23 protein-coding genes are annotated in these 23,475 nt (G+C 58.7%); 17 read left to right on the top strand and 6 right to left on the bottom strand.

The genetic code is table 11. The features are described from left to right. Positions 1 to 30: 30 nt before the first annotated feature. Complete coding sequence (locus VJU77_05220; protein HKP02748.1) at positions 31 to 2,421, bottom strand: AsmA-like C-terminal region-containing protein; 2,391 nt, start codon at positions 2,419 to 2,421, stop codon at positions 31 to 33. Between the two features lie 80 nt (positions 2,422 to 2,501). Here VJU77_05220 and VJU77_05225 point away from each other — a divergent pair, with 80 nt between their 5' ends. The 5 genes from VJU77_05225 to VJU77_05245 all read left to right on the top strand — a co-directional run bounded on the left by VJU77_05225 (position 2,502) and on the right by VJU77_05245 (position 6,393). Further along, positions 2,502 to 2,975, top strand: coding sequence for a DUF420 domain-containing protein (locus VJU77_05225; GenBank protein ID HKP02749.1), 474 nt, complete (start codon positions 2,502 to 2,504; stop codon positions 2,973 to 2,975). Positions 2,976 to 3,136: 161 nt separating this feature from the next. Beyond that, positions 3,137 to 3,565 carry a DUF2007 domain-containing protein gene (locus tag VJU77_05230; protein HKP02750.1) on the top strand — a complete coding sequence of 143 codons (429 nt, stop codon included), beginning with the start codon at positions 3,137 to 3,139 and terminating at the stop codon, positions 3,563 to 3,565. A gap of 131 nt (positions 3,566 to 3,696) precedes the next feature. After that, positions 3,697 to 4,536, top strand: coding sequence for a LysM peptidoglycan-binding domain-containing protein (locus VJU77_05235; GenBank protein HKP02751.1), 840 nt, complete (start codon positions 3,697 to 3,699; stop codon positions 4,534 to 4,536). Positions 4,537 to 4,550: 14 nt separating this feature from the next. Beyond that, positions 4,551 to 5,546: an acetyl-CoA carboxylase carboxyltransferase subunit alpha gene (locus VJU77_05240; protein ID HKP02752.1), complete on the top strand. Its 996-nt coding sequence runs from the start codon at positions 4,551 to 4,553 to the stop codon at positions 5,544 to 5,546. 22 nt (positions 5,547 to 5,568) lie between these two features. Next, on the top strand, positions 5,569 to 6,393 hold the full coding sequence (locus tag VJU77_05245; GenBank protein HKP02753.1) for a sulfotransferase domain-containing protein: 825 nt from the start codon (positions 5,569 to 5,571) through the stop codon (positions 6,391 to 6,393). Here the strand turns inward: VJU77_05245 and VJU77_05250 are convergent. After that, the gene (locus tag VJU77_05250; GenBank protein ID HKP02754.1) at positions 6,379 to 7,266 is read right to left on the bottom strand and encodes an alpha/beta hydrolase-fold protein; all 888 of its coding nucleotides are present in this window, start codon (positions 7,264 to 7,266) and stop codon (positions 6,379 to 6,381) included. The genes VJU77_05245 and VJU77_05250 overlap by 15 nt on opposite strands. Before the next feature lie 222 nt (positions 7,267 to 7,488). Between VJU77_05250 and VJU77_05255 the strand changes: the two genes are divergently transcribed. Continuing rightward, positions 7,489 to 8,454 carry a hypothetical protein gene (locus VJU77_05255; protein HKP02755.1) on the top strand — a complete coding sequence of 322 codons (966 nt, stop codon included), beginning with the start codon at positions 7,489 to 7,491 and terminating at the stop codon, positions 8,452 to 8,454. Positions 8,455 to 8,482: 28 nt separating this feature from the next. Next, positions 8,483 to 9,637, top strand: a complete 1,155-nt coding sequence (locus VJU77_05260) for a carboxylate-amine ligase (protein ID HKP02756.1) — start codon at positions 8,483 to 8,485, stop codon at positions 9,635 to 9,637. Positions 9,638 to 9,675: 38 nt separating this feature from the next. On the opposite strand, the gene VJU77_05265 is transcribed toward VJU77_05260, so the two are convergent. Beyond that, positions 9,676 to 10,143: an SUF system NifU family Fe-S cluster assembly protein gene (locus VJU77_05265; GenBank protein HKP02757.1), complete on the bottom strand. Its 468-nt coding sequence runs from the start codon at positions 10,141 to 10,143 to the stop codon at positions 9,676 to 9,678. Then, on the bottom strand, positions 10,140 to 11,378 hold the full coding sequence (locus tag VJU77_05270) for a cysteine desulfurase (GenBank protein HKP02758.1): 1,239 nt from the start codon (positions 11,376 to 11,378) through the stop codon (positions 10,140 to 10,142). The genes VJU77_05265 and VJU77_05270 overlap by 4 nt, the downstream gene beginning before the upstream one ends. A gap of 120 nt (positions 11,379 to 11,498) precedes the next feature. Between VJU77_05270 and VJU77_05275 the strand changes: the two genes are divergently transcribed. The 3 genes from VJU77_05275 to VJU77_05285 are packed head-to-tail and all read left to right on the top strand — an operon-like array spanning position 11,499 to position 13,952. Further along, entirely contained in the window at positions 11,499 to 12,518 is a 1,020-nt protein-coding gene (locus tag VJU77_05275) for an aminopeptidase (GenBank protein ID HKP02759.1), read from the top strand. A 9-nt stretch (positions 12,519 to 12,527) separates the two neighbouring features. Further along, complete coding sequence (locus tag VJU77_05280; protein HKP02760.1) at positions 12,528 to 12,743, top strand: hypothetical protein; 216 nt, start codon at positions 12,528 to 12,530, stop codon at positions 12,741 to 12,743. 18 nt (positions 12,744 to 12,761) lie between these two features. Next, entirely contained in the window at positions 12,762 to 13,952 is a 1,191-nt protein-coding gene (locus tag VJU77_05285) for a hypothetical protein (protein ID HKP02761.1), read from the top strand. Between the two features lie 14 nt (positions 13,953 to 13,966). Here VJU77_05285 and kbl read toward each other — a convergent pair whose 3' ends face one another. Further along, positions 13,967 to 15,148 carry a glycine C-acetyltransferase gene (gene kbl, locus VJU77_05290; protein ID HKP02762.1) on the bottom strand — a complete coding sequence of 394 codons (1,182 nt, stop codon included), beginning with the start codon at positions 15,146 to 15,148 and terminating at the stop codon, positions 13,967 to 13,969. Positions 15,149 to 15,391: 243 nt separating this feature from the next. Between kbl and VJU77_05295 the strand changes: the two genes are divergently transcribed. Beyond that, positions 15,392 to 16,123, top strand: a complete 732-nt coding sequence (locus VJU77_05295; protein ID HKP02763.1) for a hypothetical protein — start codon at positions 15,392 to 15,394, stop codon at positions 16,121 to 16,123. Positions 16,124 to 16,219: 96 nt separating this feature from the next. Here the strand turns inward: VJU77_05295 and tdh are convergent, their stop codons facing one another. Beyond that, positions 16,220 to 17,251: an L-threonine 3-dehydrogenase gene (gene tdh, locus VJU77_05300; GenBank protein HKP02764.1), complete on the bottom strand. Its 1,032-nt coding sequence runs from the start codon at positions 17,249 to 17,251 to the stop codon at positions 16,220 to 16,222. Between the two features lie 103 nt (positions 17,252 to 17,354). Here tdh and VJU77_05305 point away from each other — a divergent pair, with 103 nt between their 5' ends. The 6 genes from VJU77_05305 to VJU77_05330 all read left to right on the top strand — a co-directional run bounded on the left by VJU77_05305 (position 17,355) and on the right by VJU77_05330 (position 23,426). Next, positions 17,355 to 18,272, top strand: coding sequence for a phosphatidate cytidylyltransferase (locus tag VJU77_05305; protein ID HKP02765.1), 918 nt, complete (start codon positions 17,355 to 17,357; stop codon positions 18,270 to 18,272). 30 nt (positions 18,273 to 18,302) lie between these two features. Then, positions 18,303 to 19,499, top strand: a complete 1,197-nt coding sequence (locus tag VJU77_05310) for a 1-deoxy-D-xylulose-5-phosphate reductoisomerase (protein HKP02766.1) — start codon at positions 18,303 to 18,305, stop codon at positions 19,497 to 19,499. A gap of 48 nt (positions 19,500 to 19,547) precedes the next feature. Then, on the top strand, positions 19,548 to 20,975 hold the full coding sequence (gene rseP, locus VJU77_05315; protein ID HKP02767.1) for an RIP metalloprotease RseP: 1,428 nt from the start codon (positions 19,548 to 19,550) through the stop codon (positions 20,973 to 20,975). A 48-nt stretch (positions 20,976 to 21,023) separates the two neighbouring features. Then, positions 21,024 to 21,356: a YbjQ family protein gene (locus VJU77_05320; protein ID HKP02768.1), complete on the top strand. Its 333-nt coding sequence runs from the start codon at positions 21,024 to 21,026 to the stop codon at positions 21,354 to 21,356. Further along, complete coding sequence (gene ispG / locus VJU77_05325; protein HKP02769.1) at positions 21,353 to 23,131, top strand: (E)-4-hydroxy-3-methylbut-2-enyl-diphosphate synthase; 1,779 nt, start codon at positions 21,353 to 21,355, stop codon at positions 23,129 to 23,131. Before VJU77_05320 ends, ispG begins: the two co-directional genes overlap by 4 nt. Positions 23,132 to 23,216: 85 nt before the next feature. Next, on the top strand, positions 23,217 to 23,426 hold the full coding sequence (locus tag VJU77_05330) for a hypothetical protein (protein ID HKP02770.1): 210 nt from the start codon (positions 23,217 to 23,219) through the stop codon (positions 23,424 to 23,426). Positions 23,427 to 23,475 lie beyond the last annotated feature (49 nt).

The following is a 23,475-nucleotide window of genomic DNA, read 5'->3' on the forward strand; positions in this document are numbered from 1 at the left end:
ATCTGCAATCTGCAATCTGAAATCTTCAATCTAGAATCTCTTCGGGTGCCAGTTCGGCTTGGAGATGCTGCCTTCGCCTTTGTATTCGAACAGTTTGTACATGGGCGTGAGGAGGACACCGGGACCGCCGGCGTCGATCCGGATGTCGAAGTCCAGTTTGTCCTCGAGAAAATGGACATCGCCGTGGCCGACCATTCCGAAGAGCTTACCGGAGACCTTGAAGTCGTCGGTGTGAATGACGCCGTTCTTGATCGTGAACGTCGTCTTGGCCTGGCGCGCGAGGCTGTAGCCGGCGCCGGGAATGATGGCGGAGACCAGGCCGGAGAGGGGACCAAAGATGGGGATAGCAAAGACATCGCCGTCGGTCACTTTCGCGGTTCCCTGGCCATCCATCAGGCGGGGCTCGCTCCCGACCCCGTTCCATTCGTAGGCGCCGCTCAGGCGCCCATGCGCCGTTTCATATTTGAAATAAAGATCGGCCAGGCGCGGGAAATCGACTCCGTCCAGAGAGAGGTTGGCGTGGTAACTTTTGTCGTTTTTTTCCACCGAGATGTCCGCCGTTCCCTTTACTTCGCCGGAAAAGAGCGTGCCCCGGAGATCGCCGAGTTGGAGACGCCCATCTGTAAAAAGGAGACGGCCGGAAACCCGATCGATCGGCAGCGTTTTCCCCAGGAAAACGTAATCCATTCCGGCAGGCGCATCGATTTTGATCTCGAGGTGATCATTAGGTCCGCGAAAATGGAGGACGCCGTTGGCTACCACGTTCGGCGGCTGCCGAAACTTATAGGGCGCGACAAACTTTAGATATCTCGGCTCGATCCAAAGGATCGCGTCCGTGGGGCGAAGCGTGCTCTTGACGTCCTTCAGGTGGACTTCGTGTTTCGCAAAATCGTAGGTGAACGATCCGCTCCCCGTTCCTTCGTCGCGAACAATGCGCAGGTTGTCCAAAGTGAGCGCTCCCTTATCGAGGTGAACATTCGCGCTGGCTTCGTTCATCCAGGCGCCGCGAAACCGGGTTCGTTGCGTGGCGATGGAGCCTTCGCCACTCCAGTTTTCCGGGAGCCGGCCGGGGCCGTGCAAAGAGAGGCGCAGCGTCGGAGGACGGCGCCATTCCCACTCGCCGAGAAATTTGCCGAGTTCCGGTGAAGTAAAGGCGCGCAGAATAACGGGATCGACCGCGCTTTCCACATGGAGACGAAAATCGTCCGGCGCGTCGAGAAGATCTCCCGTGAGCTCACCGGATTCATGCCGAAGCCGCAGATTACGCACCATGGCGCGTTCGCCGTCCCATGAAAAATCCGCGGTCAATTTCAGGAACGGGACGGTTTTGTAACTGAAGTTCTCGACCACCGCGCGGCCGATCAGGCTGAGCTTTGGGGTGGATCCGGCGAAATCGCCCGAACCCGAAAGCTCGAGGAGGGGCGGAGAATTGAAGGCGAGGTCCGCGAAGAGCTGGCCAAAGCCGAATGCATCGAGAAATTGCTTCGCGTCGAGGGTGCTGCGCCCCTGGAACTCCATCGCCTTCGTCTCGCGGCTCCAGCTGGAGCGCCCCGAGAAACGCCCGAGGTTGTCCGTCCATTCGCATTGCTTGATCTGCAGGGTCTGGTTGGCCCATTCCGCCGCGACGGAAAGATTTTTCATTTCGTAACCGCCGCGCTGCAATCGCTCGCCCTGCAAGGTCGCTTCCGCGTGGACGGTCTCGAATTGCGAAAGATCGCCGGTAAATTTCACCTGGAGCGCCGGCGGATCAGCGGGAAAGTGGAAACGCCCTAATTCCCCGGCAATGCGCTGAATCAGCAGCAAACGCTGGCGCCACTCTTCATCCGAGATTTCGCCCGATGGTTTGTAATCGTTGCGCTTGATCAATTGGCCGGTGGCTGAAATCCGGACGCCGCAGAAAAATCCTTCCGCCTGGCTGACGTAAATCTGTTCCGGCGGAAAATAAATGTGGGCGCGCAATTCCTTGATCTGCGTCTTCGGGGCACCCGGCGTGGCGTCCGGGTTGGGGATGGTCAGTTCCGCGCCGCGGACATCGAGGGCGTTGAGAAACGGCTGGTGATGGAGGAGGGCCGCGTAATTGATATCGAGGGCGACCTCGCTGATCACCGCGAGCGTGTTCTCGCGATTTTTGAAATCGTAGATCTGGACGTCCTGCGCGATCAGGCCGCGGACGGGGTCGAGGGTCAGACGGCGGACGGAAGCTTCGACACCCCGCTTGTGAAGTTCTTCCACGACGCGTTCTCGCCATTCCTTACCGAAGCCGCGTCGAGCCAGGTACCATCCGCCCCAGCCCAGGCCAAGCATGCCGGCGAGGAGAGCAAGATGGAGAACCCGGCGCGAAACAAACCGATGCGCCTTGGACCGGCGACGGTAAAACTGCCGGGCGAGGGAGGGGGGAGTTGGCTCCAGAACTGGCGGCATGAAGAAAACGTCCAACGTCCAACGCCCAACGTCCAACGCCCAATGAAAACAGAATGGCGGTCTTCCTTCTGAATTGAACGTTGGACGTTGAACGTTGGACGTTGAACGTTCTGCCCCTGTTGAAGATTGCAGACCTGCCGGCTATCAATGCGTCGCTGAATTGCATCAGCACGATTTTCATTTCCGCCGGTTGGTACCTGATCCGGCGAGGTTACTGGCGACGCCACGTGGCCTGTATGATTCCAGCGCTGATTTCCTCCACCCTTTTTTTGATTGGATACCTCGTTTATCACGCCCATGTCGGCGAGCGCTCCACCCATTTCACCGCCACAGGAATCATTCGCCCGATCTATTTCACGATGCTGATCTCGCACATCCTGCTCGCGTTCGTCACCCTGCCTCTCGTGATTCTTACGCTCGTGCCCGTCTTTCGCCGCCGCTGGGATCGCCACACCCGGATCGCTCGCTGGACCATGCCGATCTGGCTTTATGTTTCCATCACTGGCGTGCTGGTGTATTTGATGGTCTACAAATGGTTTCCTCCGGGAAGTTAGGCATCGTGCCTGACTCGGCCGACGTGCTTCCAGCCCGTCGATTCTTGGGACAAGCAGGATGCTCTTCCGCCGAGACAGACTGGAAGTCTATCTTCCAATGCGCACAATCTTGCACTCGGCCAGTAGTTGATGTTTGATGGGAATGTCAGGCGGCGAAAATTATGGTGACGATCGCGACATTCAACGAGCCTTCCAAGGCCAAGCATCTCAAGACGCGCCTGCAGGAGGCGGGAGTAAAGGCCGACGTTCATAACGAAGGGCATCTGCAACAGGCGGTCTTCATGTCGAAGCCGCAAGCCAACGCCAAAGTACTGGTGACGGAGGAAGATTTTGAGGCCGCTAACAAGTTGATGCTGGAGTGGGAGGCGAGCGATCCTGAAATCGGCTCCGCCATCCGCTGTCCCCAATGCAAGTCGCCGCGGATCGAATATCCGCAGCTCACCCGCAAGTTCCTGACGCCCTCCATCGCCAGCATCCTTTTCGCTCTCCGGGTTTTTCCGAAAGAATTTTACTGCCAGGATTGCCACTTCACCTGGGGGAAGGATGGCGACCCGCTGCCTCAGCCCGCTGCCTGGGAGACATTTTCCTAACGGCTCTGGATTTGTAGGGCGTTTCTGGAAAGCGCCAGCGAAGGCGTTCGCCGCGGCAACGCCCTGCAATTTGAATGGAATCAACGTCACACGTGCGCACGATTGATTTTTGATCCACGTTCATCTGCCCCATGAAATGGCTCTTTGTTCTTCTGCTCGCGATTGTCATTTTCGGCGGAGCGGCGTTCTTTAGCTACGATCTTTTCGTCAAGCCGGAGCGCAAAATCCAGCAGGAGAAAAGCGGCGAGATTCCGGTCGAGCCCGTTCCCGACGTAAGCCTTCCGGAATTCCAGGCCGCGGCCAAGCTGCGCCAGGAAGGCAAATTGATCGAGGCCCGCGACGCTCTCATGCTCCTGCTCCAACGATTTCCGAATGGCCTCCACACCGAGGAGGCGAAGGACCTGATCGGTCAGGTGAACATCGAGATGCTCTTCACCGATTACCGTTCCCCGGAGAAACAGGAATACATTGTCCGGAGTGGCGATGTCCTGGCCAAGATCGCGAACAAAACGAAAACGACGCCGGAATTGATCATGCGGACGAATAACCTGACCAACTCAATGCTGCGAGTGGGGCAGCGGCTTCTGATTTCGCATCCGGACTTCTCGGTCTTTATCCAGCGCCGGGCGCTGACGGTCATTCTGTTGAATCATGGCCAATTTTTTAAGCGCTACCCCGTCAAGACGGTGAAGCTCTCCGCGAAGCAGCCGCCGAGAATCAACACCCGGGTGGCGGAGATTTTGGCGTGGAAAAACGGAAAACGGGTCGGCTTCGGCACCAAGGAATACGTCGGGAGCACTCGCTGGATTCGTCTCGCGCAGCCCGGTTATTTTCTTTTTGCCGAGCCGGATGCAACCCACAAGGACGCTGCGGGCCAACCGCCTCCGCCGGGCCTCGGGATGGTGGCCTCGGATGTCGAGGAATTGAGCAGCCTTGTAAACGGCAAGACCGCGGTGACTATTACGGACTGACGGACGTCTCCATCATGGAATCCAAGCCGCTTGATTTTGAAAAACCGATCCTGGAGTTGCAGAGGCGGCTTCAGGATCTGAAGAATCACTCGGACCAGCACGAGCTCGATTTCGATTCTGAGGTCGAGGCGATGGAGAACAAGCTCCGGGAGACGCGGCGGCAGATTTACGATAACCTCACCGCCTGGCAACGCGTCCAACTGGCGCGCCACATTTTGCGCCCCTTCGCCCTCGATTACATCGCCCGTTGCTTTACCGACTGGGTGGAATTGCACGGCGATCGCGTCTTTGGCGACGACAAAGCCATGCCGAGCGGCCTCGCCAGGCTGGGCCCCCACCGTTGCGTTGTGATCACGCACCAGAAAGGGCGCGACACGAAGGAAAACGTAAAGCGAAATTTCGGCTGCGCCCACCCCGAAGGTTATCGCAAGGCCCTGCGCCTGATGCGGCTCGCGGAAAAGTTTGGGCTGCCGGTAATTTCGCTGATCGATACCCCCGGGGCCTATCCGGGGATCGGTTCCGAGGAACGCCATATCTCGGAAGCGATCGCGGTTAATCTTCGCGAAATGATGAATCTCAAGGTGCCGACCATCGCGGTGGTGATCGGCGAAGGCGGCTCGGGCGGCGCGCTCGGCATCGGGGTTTCGGACCACGTCCTGATTCTCGAGAATGCCTATTATTCCGTCATCAGTCCGGAAGCGTGCTCCGCCATTTTGTGGAAGGATCGACGGCACGCGCCGGAAGCGGCGGAAGCCTTGAAATTGACGGCGCAGGATCTGATGGCGCTGGGAGTTGTGGATGAAGTCGTGCCGGAGCCGGAGGGTGGGGCGCACCGCGATCACGATCTGGCCGCCGCAAATCTGGGCACGGCATTGCGCCGGAACCTGGAGCGAATTTCGGCCTTGCCCATCGGTGAACTGATGGAACAGCGTTACGACAAGTTCCGGAAGCTCGGCAAGTTTACCGAAGAAATCGCCGCTGCGGTCACGCCGGCCGCGGAGACAGAATAGCCCGAAGCAATCGGGGCGATTCATGCCGCGAATAATCCGCTGGAACCTGAGCAGCCGGGCCCGGGAACTGTCCGGCGGTGACGCCATCGTGGTTTCGATTCCCAAGAGCGGCCGCACCTGGGTTCGCACCTTCCTCTGCGCTTATTTTTGCCGGCGCGGCGACCATCCCTTCTCGCTCGGACCAGAGCAGTATGGCGATCCACGCATCCCGCGGATTGTTTATACGCATGACCGGTTCGAGCAACGGACCAAGGCCGATCGCTGGGATCAATTGCGCGGAAAATATTTCATCCCCGCCGCGGAACGCCGCCGCGCCAGGATCATTCTGCTGGCGCGCGACCCGCGGGACACCTTCGTCTCGCATTATGTCCAGCTCACCCGGCGCGTCCGCGAGACGCCCGATCAGTTGAAACAAAAGGAAATCGGCGAGGTCCTGCGGGACCGTCGGCACGGTATCGGATCGATGATCGAGATCATGAACGGCTGGCTCGCTGAGTGGTGGGGCAAACCCAATTTCCTTCTCCTGCGCTATGAAGAATTGCAGCGCGACCCGGAAAAGAGCTTTGTGGAATTGCTGAGATTTCTCGGCGAGGAACCGCCCGAGGCCGAGGCCTTCGCGCACGCGCTCGAGTTTTCGCGCTTCGGCAACATGAAAAAGATGGAAACGGCCGGAGCGTTCACCTCCAAGATTTTGCAAACGACGGACCCGGGCGATCCCGAGTCGTTCAAAGTGCGGCGGGGAAAGGTCGGCGGGTTTACCGATTACCTGGCGGGCGACGATTTGATTTACGCCGCCGAGGCGATGCGAAAGCTCGACCCGCGGTTCGGCTACCTAAGCGGAGAATAGATTCGTCAGTGCCGCCGCGCGCTGCAGAAGGCGGTGGCGCCTTTTCGGCGGAGCGATTTTTGCGACCGGCGGCGGGGCTGGGGGAAAAAGAAAACGCAGCACCGGATCGATGCGCGCCGCCCAGGCTCCTTCGCTGTGATCGGCCCCTTCCACTTCGACGAAGTGCAGATCGTCGTGCAGCCGCCAGCCTTTCTCGACGAAACGGTCGCGCAATTCCCGGCCTCGTTCCCAGCCGGGCTCGTGCGTGCCGGTGTCCAGCCAGATCTTCAATTGCGGCCGGGCCTCCTCATCGATCGCGTCCACGATTTCGTAGACGACGCAATCATCCCACCAGATCGAAGGAGACATGACGGCGAGCCGGCTGAAAAAATTCGGGAGCCAAAGGCCGAGCACCAGGGTGGCGAGCCCCCCGAGCGACGAGCCGCCGAGAGCGGTGTGCTCCGCTTCCGGTTTCGTTCGGTAGCGGCCATCAATAAACGGCTTCAGCTCCTCGGTCAGAAACCGGCCATAATTGCGCAATAAACCTTTGCTCCGTTTCCGCTTCGGCGGATCGATTCGGGCCGGCGTCGGAGCATATTCATGGATGCGATCTTCTCCGGTATTGGCGATCGCCACGATGATCACGGGTTCCATCAACTTCGCCGTGATCAGGCGTTGCGCGGTCTCATCGACTCCCCATTCCACCCCGGCGAAAGAAGTGGCCGCATCGAAAACGTTCTGGCCATCGTGCAAATAAAGGACCGGATAACGCCGGCCCGTGAAACGCCGATAACCGGGCGGGAGATAAACCAGAACGTCGCGGCGATTCTTCAGGATTTTGGAGGGGAAGGCGCGATGGCGTTGAATGTTCCCAGTCAAAGTGTGCGGCGGCATCGGAAGGCAAGACGCATCGCTTGTCATGACAATCTTGTCGAGAAATCTCTTCCAGTTTTCGTTTAGAACGCCGTTTTTCTTCCGAATAGTGACGCCGGCAAATGCAACCTCACGACTGGAATTACTGGCGCGATATGCTCCCTATTACCTGCGCGAAGATTTGATCTGCTTCAAAACGTCTGCGTAAACTGTGGTTAGGCAGACAACGCGCCCCACAAGCTTATGAAAAAAATTGGAATTCTCTTTGGTCAGGAAGGCAGTTTCCCGCCGGCATTTGTCGACCGGGTGAACATGAAAACCGGCGGGAAAGATATTCAGGCGGAGTTCGTCAAGATCGACAAGGTCGTCCAGGGCGAGTCGTGCGGGTACGACGTGGTGATCGACCGGATTTCCCAGGACGTGCCCTTTTATCGCGCCTGGCTCAAGAATGCCGCCCTGACCGGGACCGCGGTCGTGAACAACCCTTTTTGGTGGAGCGCGGACGAAAAGTTTTTCAACAACGCGCTCGCCACCAAGATCGGGGTGGCGGTGCCCAAAACGGTCCTGCTGCCTTCCCACACGCCGCCGCCGGATACGAACGACAATTCTTTTCGCAACCTCGGGTATCCGCTCGATTGGGAAGGAATTTTCGAGTACGTCGGCTGGCCCGCGTTCTTCAAACCGTTCGCGGGCGGAGGCTGGAAGAATGTCTATCGGCTCCATAATCCCGAGGAATTTTTCCGGGCTTACAGTGAGACCGGCCAGCTCGTGATGATGTTGCAGGAGGAAGTGAAGTTCGACATGTACTTCCGCTGCTACTCGATCGATCAGCGCAACGTGCGGATCATGCCCTACGAGCCGCGGCACCCGTATCATCTTCGTTACCAGACAGAATGGTCGGCGCCGAAGGAGATTTTGCAGAAGGTCGAGGAAGGTGTCCTGACCTTAAATCAGTATCTCGGGTACGATCTGAATACGGTCGAGTTCGCCATCCGCGACGGAGTGCCGCTCGCGATCGATTTTTGCAATCCCGCGCCGGATGCCGAAGCCGCCAGCGTCGGGCAGGCGAATTTCGAATGGGTCGTCGAAGCCGTTTCCGACATGGCCATCCGCAAGGCAAAGGAGCATCAGCCCGGCAAAGACAATTTGAGCTGGGGGAAATATCTTCAGGCGGCGGTGACGAAGAAGACATTGAGCGATCTTGCCTGAAATTCTTTGCCCGCTGTTCGGGAGATAAATGAAAGACCACACGTTCACCCTCGGCATCGAAGAGGAATTCGCCATTGTCGATCCGGAAACGCGCGAGCTGCGCTCCCATATCCAGGAGATCCTGGAAGGCGGCAAAGTCCTGCTCAAGGAACAGATCAAGCCGGAGATGCACCAGTCGGTGGTCGAGTTGGGCACGGAGATCTGCCAATCCGTCGTCGATGCGCGGGAGCACGTTACCGGATTGCGGAGCAAGCTGGCCCAGCTTGCGGGGCGTCGCGGATTAAAGTTTGCCTCGGCCGGCACCCATCCATTCTCCCATTGGCACGATCAGCTGATCACGGAGGGCGAGCGTTACCAGGAGATCGTGAAGGACATGCAGCTGCTGGCGCGGGCGAACCTGATCTTCGGCTTGCATGTCCATGTCGGCATTCCGGAACGCGAGACGGCAATCCAGGTGATGAACCAGGTCCGCTATTTTCTGCCGCACCTCTATGCGCTCTCAGTCAATTCGCCTTTCTGGGTCGGCCGCAACACTGGCCTGAAGGGGTATCGCCTCAAGGTTTTCGAGCGTTTCCCGCGCACCGGCATTCCGGACGCGTTCGAATCGCTCTCCGAGTACGAAGATTACTGCAAGCTCCTGGTCAAAACGGGCTGTGTCGACAACGCCAAGAAAATCTGGTGGGACATCCGGCTCCATCCGTTTTTCGACACCCTCGAGCTCCGGGTTTGCGACGCGCAATCACGGGTGGACGACACCCTGGCGCTCGCCGCCCTGATCCAGGCCATCGTGGCGAAGCTCTATAAAATGCTGCGGCAAAACACTACCTTCCGGGTTTATCGCCGCCGGCTTCTCGATGAAAATCGCTGGCGCGCCTCGCGCTACGGCATCGAAGGCAAGCTGATTGATTTCGGGCGGGAAGCCGAAGTCGAGACGAAGAGTCTGATCGACGAACTGCTCCATTTTGTTTCCACGGAAGTCGACGAGCTCGGAAGCAGGCGCGAGATGGCGCACATCGAGCGGATCCTGCGCGAAGGTACCGGCGCCGACCGTCAGCTCGCGGTTTGGGAGCAAACCCAGGACATGAAAAAGGTCGTCGACCACATCGTGGCCGAAACCTACGAAGGTCTGGATATGAACTCCGCGACCCTTCCGGGGGAAATCTCGTCCCAAGTGGAGCGATAGTCGGCCTGCCAATCGCCTCTTCGCGAAATTGATCGCGATTACGGTTCGACTTCGGTCGAGACCGAGGTTTCGCCGGCGCTTTGTTGGAGGGCCTGTTCGGCGGCGCGCGCGGAGAGCATCGCGCATTTGACGCGTTGAGGAAATTTTCGGACGCCGCGCAGGAGACGGAGATCGCCCAGCTCGGGAGGAGCTTCGGCGCCGTCGCCGGTAACCAACCCCTGGAAGGCGCGCAGGATCGACATGGCAGCGTCGCGGGTTTTCCCCTTCAGCTTCATCGTCATCAAGGAGGCGGAGGCCTGGCTGATGGCGCAGCCGTGCCCGGTGAACTTGATGTTTTCCAAGGCACCGTCCGCGCCGAATTTCACCGCCAGGTGGATCTCATCGCCACAGGAAGGATTGTCGCCGTGCACGCGAACGGTTGCGTCCGGGAGCTCGCCGAAATTCCGGGGCCTTCTCGAATGATCGAGAATGACTTCCTGGTATAGCTCTTCGAGTTCGGAGCTCATGCAAAGAAGCGGGCCGCGTCGCGCAGAATCTCGACCATGCGATCGATCTCCGCAGTGGTGTTGTAAAAATAGAAACTGGCGCGGGTTGTGCCGGGCAAATCAAATTTCTTCATGAGCGGCTGGTTGCAATGATGACCACCGCGCAGGGCGAGGCCGCGTTGATCGGCGAAAGTGGTCAGATCGTGGGGATGCGCGGCGTTCATGACAAAGCCGACAATGGCTCCCCGTTTTCCGGCGGGTCCGAGCAGGCGCAGGCCCGGCAAGTCAGCCATGCGCTCGATGGCGTATTGAGTGAGCCGGGCGTCGTGTTCGAAAATTTCCGGGCGACCGATCTTCTCGATGTAGTCAATCGCGGCGGCAAGACCGATAGCGCCGGCAATGTTCGGGGTGCCTCCTTCAAAACGGTGGGGCGCTTTCTTATACGTGCTCTTTTCCAAGGTGACGCTGACGATCATCTCGCCGCCCCCGTGCCATGGCGGCATCGCATCGAGAAGCTCAGCGCGTCCGTAAAGCGCCCCGATGCCGGTGGGCGCGCACATTTTGTGACCGGAAAAAGCCAGGAAATCGCATCCGAGTTCCCGGACATCGAGCGGCAAATGTCCGGCGCTCTGCGCGGCATCAACCACCGTCACTGCGCCGACCTCCCGCGCCTTTTGGCAGAGCTCGCGGACCGGATTGATGGTGCCAAGCGAATTGGAAACGTGGGTGAAAGCAAATAGCTTCACTTCCTCGGTAAGCAGGGAAGGCAATTGATCGAGTGCGAGAGTGCCGTCTTCGCGGACCGGGACGAAACGGAGCCGGGCGCCGGCGCGTTCGGCGAGGAGCTGCCACGGCACGAGATTGCTGTGGTGCTCCATCTCGGTGAGAAGAATCACATCTCCTGCGCGGAGAAATTTCCCGCCCCAGGATTGGGCAACAAGATTGATGCCTTCGGTGGTGCCGCGGGTGAAGACGATCTCGTCCGGGGTGGCCGCGCCGATATATTGGGCTACGCGTTCTCGCGAACCTTCGTAGGCTTCGGTCGCCCGGGAACTGAGCTCGTGCAGGCCGCGATGGACATTGGCGTTCTTGTGCTCGTAATAATTGCGCAGCGCCTCGAGCACTTGTCTCGGCTTCTGGGTGGTCGCCGCGTTGTCGAAATAGATAAGGGGATGTTCGTGGGCCCGCTCCCGCAGGATCGGGAAATCATCCCGGATTGCGTTCCAATCCAACTGAGAGCTCGAAAGCTTGTCCACGTTCTAATCTGCCGCGCGAATCCCGGCGCGCCATCTTAATTGGGAAAAATGAGCCCGGAAACGGCGGTCCCCGGTTGCCCCGGACACGTTTTCGCGGTAAACCTAGCGTTCGCTTTTTCTATGCCTGACCGCGCTCATACCTTGGCCATCGACCCCGAGCTCCAACCCGGAGCCCGGAACGCAATTCGGGATTGTTTACGCCTCAAACGAGATGAGCGGATCACGATCATTACTGACGAGGTGACCCGGGAGATTGCCGCAGCCTTACAGGCGGAGGTCGAGGAGGTCGGAGCGGAGCATGCCGTTTTCGTCCTGGAGGAATACGCGGAGCGCCCCCTGGTCGATATGCCGTCGAATGTTCTCGAGGACCTGGCCCAATCGCAGGTCAGTATTTTTTGCGCGCAAACCCAGCGCGGCGAGCTGCGTTCCCGCATGCAGATGAGCGACGTGGTGAACAAGCACCGGATTCGTCACGGCCACATGGTCAACATCACCCCCCAGATCATGCGCGAAGGAATGCGGGCTGACTTTCGCGCGGTCGATGCCCTCAGCCAGCGCCTGGTGGAACGCGCGCGAAAGGCGAAGCGGATCAAATGCCGAACGCCGGCCGGGACCGATTACGAAGGCGAATTTTCACCGGAGCTGAAATGGCTGAAAACGAGCGGCCTCATCACGCCCGACAAATGGGGCAACCTGCCGGGCGGCGAGATTTTCACCTCTCCCATGAACTCTCGCGGCACCTTCGTCGTGGACGGCGTGGTGGGGGACTATCTTTGCCAGAAGTACGGCGACATCCAGGAGACGCCGCTCCGGATCGAAGTCGAAAACAATCGCATTTGCGATCTCCAGTGCGCGAACAAGGAATTGCTGGAGGAATTTCGCGCTTACACCAGCACGGACGAAAACAGCAATCGCGTGGGCGAGTTCGCGGTGGGAACCAACACGGCCTGCACCCATGTGATCGGCAATATTTTGCAGGACGAAAAGATCCCCGGCATCCACATCGCTTTTGGCCATCCGTATGCGGAACACACCGGGCAAACCTGGGTCTCAAAAACGCACATCGATTGTGTGGGCCGTGACTTCGACATCTGGTTCGACGACGACAAGGTGATGGAGCGCGGGAAATTTTTGGTGTAGTTTGTCGGCATGATTGCTGACATCCGCGACCGTTGCGGGAAGGCGCCATTTGTTCCCTTCTCCATTCGTAGTTCCGATGGCCACGAGTATTCCGTCCCTACGGTGGATCACATCTACTTCCCACCTGGAGGCCGGCGCGTAATCGTTTCGGACGACAGAGGGATTGTCTCGATCCTGACACCTCTGCACATCAGCGGTATCATCGAGCAAGCAGCTGGCGCCTAGCCCCAGCGGCCTCTCAAGATGGATCCGCAGCTTCGTTCCCAGTTCAACGCTGATTTCACCCCGGAAAAATACGCAGCGCTCTTGCGTTGCGTGAACGAGACGGAGGAATGGCCGGCGGACTTCCGAATTTCGGAGACCCCAATTTTCCTGACGCGCGAGTTCACCGAGGAGGTGACCCGCGCGGCGACGTCGCTGGTCGATCTGACTCGAACACCTGAATTCGCGCGGCATTCCGCAAACGCCATTCCGACCGGCCTGGAAGTGCCGCGTGAGTCCGCGCACCCGAATTTTCTGGTGGTCGATTTTGGCATTTGCCTCGAAGGCGGCCGGCTGGTTCCTCGACTGATCGAACTCCAGGCGTTCCCGAGCCTTTTCGGGTTCCAACTCCTGGCGCTTCATTGTCTACGCAAGGCGTATCCGGCGATTCCGCGCGATTGGACTTCCTCGTTCGGAGGAATGACGGACGACGCCTACGTCGAGATTCTGCGGCGGACGATTATCAGCGGGGCGAAGGCTGAGAATGTCATCCTGCTCGAGATCGAGCCGGACAAACAGAAGACGCGGGTAGATTTTGCGGCGACGAGGACATTGCTCGGCATTCGTCCAGTGTGTGTGACCGGGGTGAAGAAGCGGGGACGGGAACTGTTTTACGAGCTGGACGGGCGCGAGGTGCGCATCGAACGGATTTATAACCGCGTCATCTTCGACGAACTGATTCGCCGGCCCGATCTCAATCTTCCATTTCGTTTTCAGGAAGACCTCGACGTCGAATGGGTGGGCCACCCGAACTGGTATTTCCGGATCAGCAAACATTCGCTGCCTTTTCTGAAGACCGAACACACTTCGCCGGCATTTTTCGCGGACTCGTTTCCGGCGAGCGAGACCCTCGACGACTATGTTTTGAAGCCGCTCTATTCCTTTGCCGGCCTCGGCGTGGATATGGAACCGACGCCGGAAAAACTGGCCGCAATCGAAAAGCCCCACGAGTGGATTCTGCAGAAGAAAGTCCAGTACGCGGAATTCGTTCCCACGCCTGACGGGCCGAAATCGAAGGCGGAAATCCGGATGATGTTCGTCTGGCCCGAAGGCGACCGGGATCCAACCCTGGTGAACAATCTTGTCCGGATGAGCCAGGGAAAAATGATGGGCGTCGATTTCAACAAGGCGAAGACCTGGGTAGGCTCAAGTATCGCCCTGCATCCCCGCTAATCCCGCCGGGATGGCTAGGCTAATTCCTTGTTCGTTTCCGAAAAGGCCCTGACCGCAAATTCCAGATCCTCCCGGGAATGCGCGGCCGAAACCTGGGTGCGAACCCGCGCCGTGCCGTGCGGAACGACCGGATAGAAAAAGCCGATGACGTAAACTCCCTTGTCGAGCATGCGTCCGGCGAACTTCTGGGAGAGGGCGGCGTCGCCGAGCATGATCGGAACGATCGGGTGGGTGCCGGGCTTGATGGTCAGGCCGTGCTCGACTAGCGCCGACCGGAAATAGTTCGTGTTCGTTTCAAGTTTGTCTCGAAGCTCGGTGGAGTCGCTCAGGATCTGGAGCGCCTTGATGGCGGCGGCGACGATCGGCGGCGCGACGCTGTTTGAGAAAAGATATGGACGCGACCGTTGCCGGAGCAGCTCGACAATTCGACGGCGAGCGCTGGTGAATCCGCCGCTCGCGCCTCCCAGCGCTTTGCCAAGCGTGCCGGTAATGATGTCGATCCGGCCCATCACACCGCGGTATTCGTGCGTGCCGCGCCCGGTCCGGCCGAGAAAACCGGTGGCGTGCGCGTCGTCGATCATGGTGAGCGTCTGATATTTTTCCGCCAGTTCACAAATGGCGCCGAGGTCGGCGATGGTTCCATCCATGGAAAAACATCCGTCGGTGGCGATGAGGCGAAGCCGGGCGTCCTTCGCCTCATTCAATTTCGCCTCGAGATCGGCCATGTCGTTGTGCTTGTAACGGAACCGTTGTGCTTTGCAGAGCCGGATGCCGTCAATGATCGAGGCGTGATTCAATTCATCGGAAATAATGGCGTCCTCCGGGCCGAGCAAGGTCTCGAACAAACCGCCGTTGGCATCGAAGGCGGATGGATAGAGGATGGTGTCTTCGGTGCCCAAGAATCTGGTCAGCTCATCCTCCAGATCCTTGTGGATGTCTTGTGTGCCACAAATGAAACGGACCGACGCCATTCCCAAGCCATGCGTATCGAGCGCTTCCTTGGCCGCGGCGATGAGCGCAGGGTGGTCGGCCAGGCCGAGATAATTATTCGCGCACAAGTTCAGAACGCGCCGGCCACCGGAGATCCCGACCTTCGCGTCCTGCGGCGTGGTGATGATGCGTTCGGTTTTGTAAAGCCCCTGAGACCTGATCTCAGCGAGAGTGTTAGCGAGCTGCTGGTCGAATGCCGGGAGCATCTTTCGACATTATGCAGATTCAGCGGGATCGACAAAACTAATCGAATTGGAGACAGCACGCCCTCCTGCCGTTGGGTTGTTTGTCTTCCCCACACCGCCTGAGGGCAGGCCGTCTCCATGCCTGAGGGCCGTCTCCATGCCTGAGGGCCGTCTCCATACATCCGCTATCTTGTTGTTCTCTGTTACTAATGGCCGGAAAAATACTCTTGCATGTGGTTGTGAACAGCTGTTAATAACCCGCCGTTGCGTAATCGAGATTATCTCCTTCTTCTCTGCGCCTCCTTCAGCGCGCTCTTTCTCGGCGCGTGTGAGTCCACCCCGACGAAGCACATGACCGCGTTGCCGAAGTACGAGCCGCCTCTGGCGAAGCACGACTTCCAAAATGTCCGCACGACGGCCTACACGCATACGGAGTCCGATCACCTTCCCTACGGCAATCACACTGCTCTTGGCGGCCGGCTCCACGCCGCGACCGGCGCGATTCGCCGTGCGGAATACACACCGCGAGCCATTCCGGTGAACGGAGACGATCCGGCTGATTATCGTCGCGCATCTTATTCGGGACCGGCGCTCGAGAAATTTTCGCTGAAAGAAACCAAGACCACCAAGCTCGTGAAAACAAAACACGGCACCAAACGGGTGACCGTGACGAAGAAACCGCAGATTGGGAGCGCCGCCGCGGATTGGTCGCGCTGGCCGGCGGGAACGGTCTTTCGTCTTATTTCGACCGGGCAGGTCTATCGGGTGGAGGATTACGGCTGGGCCCTGGCCGGCCGGAACACGATTGATCTCTACATGCCTTCCCGCAGCGCGATGAATTCCTGGGGGGCGCGCGAAGAAAATATTCAGATTCTTCAATGGGGCGATCCCAATAGGAGTCTTGGCATGCTGCAGGGACATCAGGGATATCGCCACATTCGCCGAATGGTCCTGGAACTTCAAGGCCAGGACGCGGCCGCGGCGGCCTTGGAATAAGCTTTCTGTAGCCGCTTCGCTGTGCGAAGCGACCGGATCGCCGCCAGCAAAACGCTTCGCACAGCGAAGCGGCTACAGAAGAGGGCTACAGAAAAATCACGCCGCCCAATCGAGGACAATCTTTCCCGATTGTCCTGACTTCATCAGCTCGAAGCCTTCCTGAAAATCCGTGTAGGGAAAGCGATGAGTAATAATCGGCGAAATATCGAGCCCGCTTTGGATTAGCGCCGTCATTTTGTACCAGGTCTCGAACATCTCCCGGCCGTAAATTCCTTTGATCGTCAGGCCGTGGAACACGACGAGGTTCCAGTCGATCGCGGCGCTGCCCGGCATGATGCCGAGCATGGCGATGCGGCCGCCGTTGACCATCACGTCGAGCATGTCGGTGAAGGCCTTGGGATTGCCGGACATCTCCAGGCCGACGTCGAAGCCCTCATGCATGTCGAGCTCTCGCATAACGTCATGCAGATTACGCTCGCGCACGTCGACCGCGGAAGTTGCGCCCATTTTCCGTGCGAGATCGAGCCGGTATGGATTCACGTCGGTGATGACGACTTTCCGGGCCCCCGCCATCTTAGCGATCGGCACCGCCATGCAACCGATCGGGCCGGCGCCGGTGATGAGGACATCTTCCCCGACGAGGTCAAAAGAAAGGGCGGTATGAACTGCGTTCCCCAGCGGATCCGAACAGGAGATCACATCGAGGGGAATTTTCGGATCGCAGCGCCACAAATTCGTCTTCGGGACAGAAACGTATTCGGCGAAACCACCGGGGCGATTCACGCCGATACCTTTCGTATTCGGGCAAAGGTGCCGCCGCCCGGCCAGGCAGTTCCGGCAATGTCCGCAGACGATATGACCTTCGGTCGTGACCAGCTCGCCCTCTTGAAAATCGTGGACGCCATTGCCGACCTTCTCAATCACGCCCACGAACTCATGCCCGATGACCATCGGAACGGGGATGGTCTTCTGGGCCCACGCGTCCCAGTTGTAAATGTGGACGTCGGTGCCGCAGATGGATCCCTTGTGCACGCGGATCAGGACGTCGTTCGGACCGATGTCGGGAATGGGAACTTCTTCCAAATCGAGGCCCGGCTCGCGCTGACGCTTAACCAGGGCCGGCATCATTTTGCTCACGGCCTTGAAACTAGATGAGTGAGCCGGGCGCGCAATCATCTTCGTCGCCCCTTCTGCGCTTGCCTTTGGGAAGATCATTTCGGATTGTGCGCGAATGGCCGAGACGCTCGAGCGCGTCACCGCGGCAAAACCGTCCACGCCGCGCTCTGTTTTTGTATTTCGTTTCGCCAGCACGTTTGTCCTTTGGTCAATCGCGCTGGGCATCATCTTTTCCGGCTACGAGATCGCCTTTTTCGGCCTGATCGGGACCCTGGGGATGCTCTCGCTCTGGGAGTTTTACGTCATGCTCGATCATAAGGACCTCCCGAATTTCAAGATCACGGCGATGATCTGCGGCGCCGTCATGTTGTGCGGCAGTTTTTATTATTACTCGCGAATTGGTCCCGGCCATTCCTACGACTTCGAGATGGCGGTCCTGCTCTTTTTCCTGCTGACCGTTTTCACCCGGCAAATGTTTGACGGGTTGCGCGATGACGCGCCGCTCCGGACGATGGCCTACACGATCTTTGGTCTGCTTTACGTCCTCTGGCTTTACAACTTCATCACCAAAATCGTCTACGTCCTTCCGCGCAGCCCGACCGGCGCCGTAACCGGCCAGTTCTACGTGCTTTATCTCATCGCCATTACCAAATTCAGCGACATGGGAGCGTATCTTACCGGAAGCCTGATCGGACGTCACAAGATGATTCCGCACATCAGCCCAAAGAAAACCTGGGAAGGGTTCTTCGGGGCGCTGGCTTTTTCGCTCCTCGCCAGCCTGGGGTTGTTCAAACTAATGCCGTTGCATCTTTCCGCCCTGAACTGGACCCATGCGACCGTGCTCGGATTGCTCCTCGGCTTCGCGGCGGTGATCGGCGACCTGGCGGAATCGATCATCAAACGCAGCACCGGAGTGAAGGATTCCGGAAGCTTCCTGCCCGGGATCGGAGGAGCGCTCGATCTGGTCGACAGCCTGCTTTTTACCGCGCCCCTGTTGTTTTTCTACCTGCGCCTGGTCATTCGGCTGGACTAACGCCGGCCCGCAGAAACGATTGTCTTTCAGATGAGAAGGAAACGGGTTGTCGTCCTTGGGGCGACCGGGTCGATCGGGGAAAGCGCCCTTAAGGTGGCGCACGACATTCCAGACCGAATGGAAATCGTCGGCCTGGCCGCTAATAGCAACGCGAAGAAGCTGGCGGCGCAGGCAAACGCGGTTCGACCGAAGGCGGTTTGCCTCGTCGATGAGTCAAAGCTGCCGGAGTTGCGCGGTGCGCTCGAATACGAACCGCGGATATTTTCGGGGGCGAAAGGGTTGATCGAAATCGCGTGTCTCGCTGAGGCGGAGATGGTGCTCGTCGCAGTGGTGGGGACGGGTGGGTTGCAGCCGGCCCTCGCGGCGATCGAAGCCGGCAAGGATCTGGCGGTGGCGAGCAAAGAGATTTTGGTAATGGCCGGCGAGATCGTCATGCGGGAGGCAGGAGAGAAAGGCGTGCAAATCTTACCAGTGGATAGCGAACATAACGCGATCTTTCAGTGCCTCGATTCTCAAAAGAAACGCTCAACGCTCAACGTCCAACGTCCAACGTCCAACGAAGAGACCGATGTTCGACGTCTCATTTTGACGGCGTCGGGCGGGCCGTTTCGACAAACGCCGGCAAGTGAATTTGAATCGATCACGGTCGAGCAGGCCCTTAAACATCCGACGTGGAATATGGGGCCGAAGATCACGATCGATTCGGCGACGCTCTTCAATAAGGGGCTGGAGATGATTGAGGCGCACTGGCTTTTCGGGGTGGAGATGAAGCGGGTCGAAGTGGTGGTCCATCCGCAGAGCATTGTGCATTCAATGGTGGAGTTCAGTGATGGCTCGGTCCTCGCGCAGCTGAGTCATTCGGACATGTGCTTCCCAATCCAATACGCGGTCACCTGGCCGGAGCGGGTGCCGAATTCATTGCCCCCGCTCGATTTCGGTAAACTGCGCCAATTGGAGTTCGCCACCCCGCGCTACGATGATTTTCCGGCGTTGAATCTCGCCCGTCGCGCGGGAGATGAGGGCGGCACGCTGCCGGCGGTGTTGAACGCGGCGAACGAAGTGGCGGTTTCAGCTTTTCTGGAGCGAAAAATTTCGTTTCCGCGCATTTGGCATACGGTCGGCTCTGTCATGGATCGGCACAGGAACGTTGCGCACCCCGATCTCGATGCCATATTGCGCGCCGATCAATGGGCCAGGGAAGAAGCGGCCAAGCTCGCCGCGGAATAAAATAGGGATGAAATACGGATCGGGAATTAGCGTCTAAGAAGTAAAGCCATGTTCGGACATATCCTGCGCGTCATCTTCATCCTGGTCGAGGTAGTCATCCTCTTTAATCTTCTGATCGTCGTGCACGAGCTGGGGCATTTCCTGGCGGCCCGCTGGCGAGGGTTGTACATCGAAGGGTTCGGCGTCTGGTTCGGCAAACCGATCTGGAAGAAGACGATCAACGGCGTCCAGTATTCGCTGGGCTCACTGCCTTTCGGCGGGTTCGTCAAACTTCCGCAGCTCGCTCCGATGGACATTATCGAGGGAAAAGCGGATATGGAACGGGCCCAGCTCCCAAAGATTTCCGCGCTGGACAAAATCATCGTGGCGATCGCGGGTCCGCTCTTCAGTGTGCTCCTGGCCCTCTTTTTCGCCTGCGTCGTCTGGGCCGTGGGCCATCCCGTGAGCGAATCGGACCTGACGACAGTAGTTGGTTACGTCCAGCAGGATTCCCCCGCGGCCAAAGCCGGGTTGCAGCCAGGCGACAAGATTCTCGAAGTCGATGGCCGGGCGGTCTCGCGGTTTTTCGGGATGAACAACAGCGTCGTCTGGGCCGTCGTCCGGAGCGAGGGGGCAACGATTCCGTTCAAGATTGAGCGCGATGGAAAACAGATGACGATTGAAGTTGTCCCGGCGATCGCGGAGACGAGCGGCTGGCGGCGCAAGAGCACCCGGCAGGTGGGACTCCAGCCCGCGGTGACGCCACTGGTCAAGGAGGCGAAGAAAAACACGCCCGCGGAGAAGGCCGGCGTGAAATCGGGCGACATCATTGCCGCCGTCAACGGTACGCGGGTCTATCACGTGCTTACCCTCATCGACGAAATCGAGAAGCATCCGACCGATGAGCTAACGCTCGATGTCCGGCGCGGCACGGAACTTCTGCAAGTGAAAATGCGTCCGGTCCCGATCGAAGAAGATGGTGTCACCAAGCCGCGGATCGGGATTGGCTGGGACGATGGTGGACAGCTTTCGCTCTCGCACCCCGATCCGGTAGAACAGGTGTACAACAGCATTACGAGCACGCTCCAGACTATCGGCGCGGTCGCCTCGCCGAAGTCCGATGTAAAACTCCAGCACATGAGCGGGCCAATCATGATCGTGAGGATTTATTATTTGCTCTTCGAAAGCGACAACGGCTGGAAGCTGGCCCTCTGGTTCAGCGTGATCCTCAACGTGAACCTGGCGATCCTCAATATGTTGCCCATTCCCGTGCTCGATGGCGGGCACATCGTTCTGGCGGTGATTGAAGGCGTCCGCCGGAAGCCGGTGAACATGAAAATTCTCGAGTGGGTCCAAACGGCCTGCGCCACTCTGATCATCGGCTACATGCTTTATATCAGTTTCTTCGATATCGGAGATTTGTTTGGCAAAGGCAGCGATCGAAAAGGGCCGAGAAAAGAATCCGTGGAGCCGGCTAAGGCCGCTCCCACGCCGTAACCGCGCTGCGGGCTGGAATTCTGGCCGGAGCCAGCCGATGCTGGGAACATGGACCCTGCCCTGACCACTACGGCGTTCGAGCTCAACGGCTACCGCGTTGTCAAAACCTTTGGAGTCGTGCGAGGAATTATTGTTCGTTCCCGCTCGATTTTCGGCACGATTGGCGCCGGCTTGCAAACGCTCGTGGGCGGCAACATTTCGATTTTCACAGATCTCTGTGAGCAAACCCGGCGAGACGCGCTCGACCGCATGCTGCAACACGCCGCAGCGTTGGGCGCAAACGCGGTGATTGGTCTGCGCTACGACGCTACCGAGATCATGCAGGGAGTTACCGAAGTTCTTTGTTACGGGACTGCGGTTTTCGTCGAACCGGCTGCGTGAACTACTGCGAGAGTCCGTATCGCTATCAGCGGCGCGCGACCCGCGAGGTGATGGTCGGCCGCGTCGGGATCGGGGGAGCGAACCCGATCCGGGTGCAATCGATGATCACGTGCGACACGATGGACACGGAGGCGTCCATCGCGCAGACGATCGAGCTGGCCGAGACGGGTTGCGAGATTGTTCGGATCACTGCGCCGACGGTGAAGGACGCCGCGAACCTGGCGCATATCGTCCGTGGTTTGCGCGACCGCGGCTGCGACGTCCCGATCGTGGCGGACATTCATTTCAAACCGGAGGCCGCCCTCGAGGCCGCGAAGTGGGTCGAAAAAGTTCGAATCAATCCCGGTAATTACGCGGACTCGAAAAAGTTCAAGATCCTGGAATACACCGATGAGCAGTATGCCGCGGAACTGGAGCGTATTCGGGAACGCTTTACCCCTCTCGTCAAACTCTGCCGGGAACTGGGCCGGGCGATGCGGATTGGAACGAACCACGGCTCGCTCTCCGATCGGATCATGAACCGCTACGGCGATACGCCGCTCGGGATGGTCGAAAGCGCGCTCGAATTCGCCCGGATCGCGCGCGATCTCGATTACCACGCGTTCGTCTTCTCGATGAAGTCGAGCAACCCCAAGGTGATGATCAACGCCTATCGGCTCCTGGTCGCCCGGCTCCGCGAAGAGGGAGCTGATTGGAATTACCCGATTCACCTCGGCGTCACGGAAGCCGGGGACGGGGAGGATGCGCGGATCAAGAGCGCGATCGGAATCGGGTCGCTCTTACGCGACGGGATTGGCGACACGATTCGGGTATCGCTGACCGAGGACAGTATTCATGAGATCCCAGTGGCGCGCGCGCTGGTCACGATGATCGCGACCAACGCGCGAAGCTCCAAATCCCAAACCCCAAGCTCCAAGGAAGATTTGTCGTTCGATCCATTTTCGTACTCGAAACGGCCGACCGAGACTATCGAGCGGGATGGTGTTCGGCTCGGCGGGGAAGAGCTGATTCGGGTCGTGGTCAGACAGGAGAACTTCGACAAGGTGGCGCACAAGATCGACCGGCTTGGGGATTACAAACCGGAGATCGTTTTCGAAAAAGCGAGGATTCAGGAGGTCGATCCGCGCGACGACAACGCGTTGTCCGTCCTGAATGAAAAGAACGAAGCGCAGTTGGTCACGGTCCGTGATGACGTTGATCTGCCCGTCATCGTGGCGTTTCGCTTGCTGGCCGCGAAACTCGCGCCTCGACACCCCATCCTGTTGAAGGATGAATTTGAAAAGGAACCAGGACGAGAATTTTTGCCGACATTGCTGAGCGCTGCCACCAACGTCGGATCGTTGCTTTGCGATGGGATCGGCGACGCCGTGCTTGTGCAGGGGGAAGAAGCGCCCGGGCAGGCGTTGCGCTTGAGCTACAACATTCTCCAGGCTGCCGGCTCGCGCATTTTCAAAACCGATTATGTGGCTTGCCCATCCTGTGGGCGGACATTGTTCAACCTGCAAACAACGACCGCGCGCATCAAAGCGGCGACCTCACATTTAAAAGGCGTGAAGATCGCGATCATGGGGTGCATCGTTAATGGGCCCGGGGAAATGGCGGACGCGGATTTCGGCTACGTGGGAGGCGCGCCCGGCAAAGTAAACCTCTATGTCGGCAAAACCGCGGTGAAATTTAACATTCCGGAAGCCGAGGCGGTGGAGCGGTTGCAGGATTTGATTCGCGACCATGGAAAATGGGTGGAACCCGCGGAGGTTGCGCCCGCTTTGGCCTAGCTGCCGGGAGCGCCTTTGAGAGGCCTTCCGCCCCGCGGCAAGGAGGCGCTTGGCAATCCCGGGAACGCAGCTATCTGTTTAGGCTATGAAAACGACCCTGGTTATGATGGCGCTGGTCTGCGCCTTTTTAGGAGGAGCCTGTTCCCAAAAAGATGAAACAGCGGAAGCTGCCAAGGCGACTCCTGCGCCGAATTTGAAGGCAGACGCCGAACGTCTCCAGCAGGCCACTGCGAAAGCCGCCGAAGAGCGAAGACGCGCGGCGGAATCTCCGACGGGCACTCCGTCTCAAAACTGATACCTGGCTTCGGCCAGTCATCGCGGGCGTCGTCATGCCGGGACAAAGA

Source organism: Chthoniobacterales bacterium, assembly GCA_035274845.1.
Lineage (GTDB): Bacteria > Verrucomicrobiota > Verrucomicrobiia > Chthoniobacterales > UBA10450 > AV80.